At 62.9% G+C, this 4,947-nt stretch carries 4 protein-coding genes and 2 pseudogenes; 2 read left to right on the forward strand and 4 right to left on the reverse strand.

Annotation, left to right across the window (positions count from 1 at the left end; genetic code table 11):
• Positions 1 to 95: 95 nt before the first annotated feature.
• Positions 96 to 301: pseudogene (locus tag ACFWI9_RS32880) on the forward strand (transposase); the annotation flags it as partial.
• 405 nt (positions 302 to 706) lie between these two features.
• Here the strand turns inward: ACFWI9_RS32880 and ACFWI9_RS32885 are convergent.
• The gene (locus ACFWI9_RS32885; RefSeq protein WP_387168559.1) at positions 707 to 1,024 is read right to left on the reverse strand and encodes a hypothetical protein; all 318 of its coding nucleotides are present in this window, start codon (positions 1,022 to 1,024) and stop codon (positions 707 to 709) included.
• Between the two features lie 154 nt (positions 1,025 to 1,178).
• Here ACFWI9_RS32885 and ACFWI9_RS32890 point away from each other — a divergent pair.
• A pseudogene (locus ACFWI9_RS32890) lies at positions 1,179 to 2,415 on the forward strand (IS701 family transposase).
• Between the two features lie 377 nt (positions 2,416 to 2,792).
• On the opposite strand, the gene ACFWI9_RS32895 reads toward ACFWI9_RS32890, so the two are convergent.
• The 3 genes from ACFWI9_RS32895 to ACFWI9_RS32905 form a co-directional block, all read right to left on the reverse strand.
• Positions 2,793 to 3,470 carry a response regulator transcription factor gene (locus ACFWI9_RS32895; protein WP_387168562.1) on the reverse strand — a complete coding sequence of 226 codons (678 nt, stop codon included), beginning with the start codon at positions 3,468 to 3,470 and terminating at the stop codon, positions 2,793 to 2,795.
• 105 nt (positions 3,471 to 3,575) lie between these two features.
• On the reverse strand, positions 3,576 to 4,154 hold the full coding sequence (locus tag ACFWI9_RS32900) for a SigE family RNA polymerase sigma factor (protein ID WP_387168565.1): 579 nt from the start codon (positions 4,152 to 4,154) through the stop codon (positions 3,576 to 3,578).
• On the reverse strand, positions 4,135 to 4,575 hold the full coding sequence (locus ACFWI9_RS32905) for a transglycosylase SLT domain-containing protein (protein WP_387168568.1): 441 nt from the start codon (positions 4,573 to 4,575) through the stop codon (positions 4,135 to 4,137). The genes ACFWI9_RS32900 and ACFWI9_RS32905 overlap by 20 nt, the downstream gene beginning before the upstream one ends.
• Positions 4,576 to 4,947: the final 372 nt, after the last annotated feature.

Consider the following 4,947-nt stretch of genomic DNA (forward strand, 5'->3'; position numbering starts at 1 on the left):
GACGGAGCCACCAGCGTGGCATGATCACACCAGCTGACCTCTGGACGTGAGGTCGTACGCACCTCTGCATGTCAGGTCGTACGCAGACACCGGGCGTCGTGGTCGGCCGGCCGCTCGCCGGGAACCGCAACGACTGCAAGGCATGGGAGGGTCCCACAAGCAAGTCCGCGCCCGCGTCGAGCACGTCTTCGCCCGAATGAAAACCTGGAAGATCCTCCGCGACTGCCGCCTCAAAGGCGACGGCGTCCACCACGCCATGATCGGCATCGCCCGCATGCACAACCTCGCCCTCGCCGGATAGGACAGCGGGCCGCACGGCGGCCTACCGTGCCCGAGGCAACCAGAAGATCATTTGCGGGACAGCCCTGAGGCTGCTGTGCGGTCGGTGCACGTTCTACAAGCTCCGCTGTTCCGGCCACGTCGTGCTTGTCGTAGCCGACATGGTCGGTGATCCCCGCCTTCCAGGGCGGACTCCAGCACCCGCTTCGTCAGCCCACCCTCCCCGGTCAGCTGCAGTCATTGCCGGCGCGGTCGACCAGGATCGCGATCAACTGGTCGTCCGATACCACCTCTGCGGCCGACTCTTCCACGGGCTCGTGCTCGGTGATGGCCTCGATCATCCGGCGTCTCCTTGATCATCGGATCCGCCGTTGGTTAGTACGACAGCCGTATCGCGATCTTGATGCGACCGGCGGCTCACTGCGTGCTACTCGGCGGGCAGCAACTCGCGGACGACAGCATGAGCAACGACCGTGGGCCCTTCGGTGATCTGCAGTTCGGCTCCGACGCGGAGGTGGGGTCTGGCCAGGTCGGGGACGAGGAAGCCGATGTTGGCGAGCGTCGTCCCGTCCGGCTGGGTACAGATGTATTGGACCAGGATGCTGAGAAGAGCCGCGCCTGAGCTTGGGAAGGTGACCGTCGCCGCGTAGACCGGTGCGCTCGGTGGGCCCGAGGCCCGGCCGCCTTCTGATTCTGGCAGCCAGCGGATCTCCGCCACGGCCAACGGTTCCTTGAACTCGATCACCAGCTCAAGCTAACCGGTGCCCTGGCCGCCGGGGTGACGCCGCCCAGAGACGGCCACCGCAAAATCATCGGCTGTTGTGTGGACAAACGAAGAACAGGCGGTGGCCGCGGCAGACAGCGTAGTGCCTGCCCACTGGCGGGCCACGTTTGACCAGCTGATGGACGTACAGCCGGACGCTTCGCGCGAGTCGAGCCGCGACGCCGCGCAACATCGTTCGTGCTGGGACTGTCCGACCTGCCCAGGAAGAACTGCTGGACCCTGGCAGAGCACGCGGGCGATGCCACCCCAGACGGCATGCAGCACCTGCTGCACCGCGCAAAGTGGGACGCCGACGCGGTCCGTGATGACGTGCGGGCCTACGTGGTCGAGCACCTGTTTGACGACGAAGCGGTCCTCGTGGTCGACGAGACCGGCGACCTGAAGAAGGACACGGCGACGGTCGGCATGCAGCGCGAACACCGGCACAGCGGGCCGCATCGAGAACGCCCAGGTCGCCGTTTACCTCGTCTACTCCGCTGCTCACGCTCGTGCCGCGATCGACCGCGCCTTGTACGTGCCGCGCTCATGGATCGACGATCCGGACCGGTGCAGAGCGGTCGGCATCCCCGACAGGCTCGGCTTCGCGACCAAACCCCAGGTCGCCACCGAGATGGTCCTGCGGACGTTGGACTCGGGGACACCCGCCCGTTGGGTCGCGGGCGACGAGGCCTACGGAGACAATCCGTACCTTCGGTCCGCGTTGGAGGACCGCCCCATCGGCTACGTGCTGGCCGTATCTGCACCCACCATGTCGCCACGCGTACAGGGATATTCCAGGCGAAGGCGCTGGCCGCCCGTGTGCCCAATCGGGCCTGGCAGCGGCTGTCCGCTGGCGCGGGTTCGGAGGGCGAGCGGTGCTACGACTGGGCCCAGGTCGACATCACGGGACCGGACGGGCGCCCCGGCCACTGGTGGCTGCTGATCCGCCGCAATCGGCGAACCGGCGAACTCGCCTTCTACGCTGCTTCTCGCCCCGCCCGGTGCCGCTGTCCGAACTGGTCCGCGTGGCCGGGCGGCGCTGGACTGTGGAGGAGACCTTCCAGGCCGGCAAGGGACTGACCGGGCTGGACGGGCACCAGGTCCGCCGCTGGACCTCCCGGCACCGCTGGGTCACCCTCACCATGCTCGCCCACGCGTTCCTGGCCGTGACCACGGCCGCCGAACGCCGTGACCAGCCAGCGTCCGACGAACTGATACCCCTGACCGCCAACGAGATCAAACACCTCTTCGCCGCCCTGATCGCCCCAGCCCACTCTGTCGGACACCGACTTCGCTGGTCATGATGGAGAGGACGGCACCAAGCCCGAGCCCGCGCCTCTCACTACCAACCCCGGACAACCGCCCAGCGATGAAGATCGCGATCTACGGCTGTCGTATTAGACACTCTCAGCCTTGACCGCTACACGGGCACCCGTCGACCGCCTGAAGTGGCGGAGCTTCCGCAGATCCCGATGCAGCCCAAACCCCGTGACGCCAATCGCCAAGGCCGCTCTCACCCTGGAAGCTGCAACGCTGTAGAAGCTCAATGCCGGTAACGCACTCAAAGTTCGGTCAAAACTGCGTCACAGTCGCTGTGCGAATCGGCTGATCGCGCCACCGAAATCTCTCCGGCTACAAGAACTAGCCCGAACCACTCAGGCCAGCATCTGCAGAACTGCTGTAGCTTGATTACAAGCATGGCGGTGTGCGCGAGACCGCCCCAGTTTTGATAGGCACCCATGAAACTGCCTCACGGGCTAGAAAGCTTCACTCCCACACCTCTGACCGTGTGCAGGTATCGAGGCTGCGAGGCTGTTTCGCCCAATCTGCGCCTCAACCATGATAGATGAACCGCTATCGTGGCATCGCCGGTGAATTCTCCGTCCCAGACCTCGTTGCGAAGTTCATTCTTACTGATCACGCGGTCGGCATTTTTGGCGAGGTAAGTAAGGAGGCGGAACTCTTTAGGCCGCAGATCGAGGGGGCATCCATCCAAGGTCGCAACATGGGCTTCAACTCTCACCACCAATTTCCCAATTTTGAGATCTGTCACCTCGTCGCGCTCGGTGCTTTTGCACCGTCGCGCGATGGCTATCAATCGTGCATGGAGAATGGCCGCCGAAAAAGGCTTGAGTACGTAGTCATCCGCTCCCAGCTCAAGTGCCTGAACTGCGTGTGATTCGCCACCCCGGCCGGAGGCAATCACCACAGGCACATCAGACACTTTCCGAATCATTTTGAGGACCGACAACCCGTCAATGTCAGGCAAGCCTAGGTCAATTATGACCATATCCAGATCTTCAGTCATCGAAAGGCCCAGGCCCCGGGAACCGCTATCTGCCACGAGGACGTCGTGACGAAAAGCTCTCAGTTGTCGCAGCACGAAGGAACTTACCTCTACGTCGTCTTCTATCAGCAAAATTCGCACTGAGTTTCCTCCGAACTGCAGACGAGAGGACACATGAGCCGTAACGGGGACGAGGAGATCGCTCCTATTTCTCGTTCCAAGCCGTGTCCTGCTTCCGTTTCGACGTCAGGCAACCAGCTCGCCGAAGGCCCCTTCCTCGCCAAGGCTGAAGCTGAGTTCCTCACGCAGCCAGCGGAGCGACCGCCAGATGCTCGACTTCACCGTGCCGACACTGATGTCGAGAATGTCCGCGATCTCTTGAGAGGTGTGGCCCTCGTAGTAGCGGAGCACCAGCATGGTGCGCTGTAGTTCGGGCAGCCGGGCCAGCGCCGGCCAGAGCACCGCCCGCAGCTCCGTGCCGCGCATCGCGTCCGTCTCGACCGCCGTCTCCGGGAGCTCCTCGGTCGGGTACTCGCTGAGCTTGCGGCGGCGCCACGCGGCGATGTGCAGATTGGTCATGGTCCGGCGCAGATAGCCGCCGACCGCCGCCTTGTCGCTGATCCGGTCCCAGGCACGGTAGGTCGAGAAGAGCGCGCTCTGGAGCAGGTCCTCGGCCTCGTACCGGTCACCGGTCAGGTGGTAGGCCGTCGCGTACAGGGAGGCGCGGCGCTCCTGGACGTACGCGATGAACGCCGCCTCGGCATTGTTCACCGCATACGTCAGCCGTTTCGCCGGGCGCACCGGTTCAATAGGCAGAGTTGACATTATCAATCGTCCCGTAAACCGATGCGGCATAGTTACAGGCAGCCGTGATATTTGCGATCGGATCGTAGATGTTCCATGACGTGCCGGGAACATGATACTTTTTGAAGGTTGGCTCAATCAGCTGCATGAGCCCTTTGGAGGGGATACCGGCCTGCGCATTAGAGTCCCAGGCATTGATCGCATCAGGGATCCCCGAAGACTCGCGCATAATATTGCGGTAGATTCCACCGCGACTTCCTGGAATGTGATTTGAAGCCATGATTCTGAGCGACTTGTCTATCCATGAATCGATCGATTTCGTGTCCGCTGGCGCGAGCGGCGCTGCAACCAGAGTGCTGACGGCTGAAAGTGCGACGGCGGAGAGTCCATACATTGCGCGCGCTCGAATTCTTTCGTTGGTTCTCATAATGGAGGCCCACATGACACTCGTTCCTTTATCTTGTGTGGCTTTCCGGCCTGGCCATCCATTTCACGTGCTTCAAAGATTTCTTGGAATCCCCTGAACCGATGATTCATCGGTGGACAGTGCGCCTCACCCATCGCGCGCTGTGAGCTCCCCCTCGTTAACGTGCCGAGCCTCTGAGGCCTGTTGGCGTGTGCTCAACCAGCGTCGTCCGCCAAGCCGACGCACCCCAGACAGTTTCAGAGCGGCCCAGATCGAGTGACGGCTGGCTGTGGAACGGACAGGGTCCTGGGACTATTGAGCAGGCGTCCAAGCACTGCCATCTATCCCTGGGGCTCTGTTGGTGCTCTAACGTGTCGTACTCGACGTCCCTGCGTTCGCCTTCCCGGG

Origin of the sequence: Streptomyces sp. NPDC127084, assembly GCF_042724175.1 — a bacterium.
In the GTDB taxonomy this organism is placed as follows: domain Bacteria; phylum Actinomycetota; class Actinomycetes; order Streptomycetales; family Streptomycetaceae; genus Streptomyces.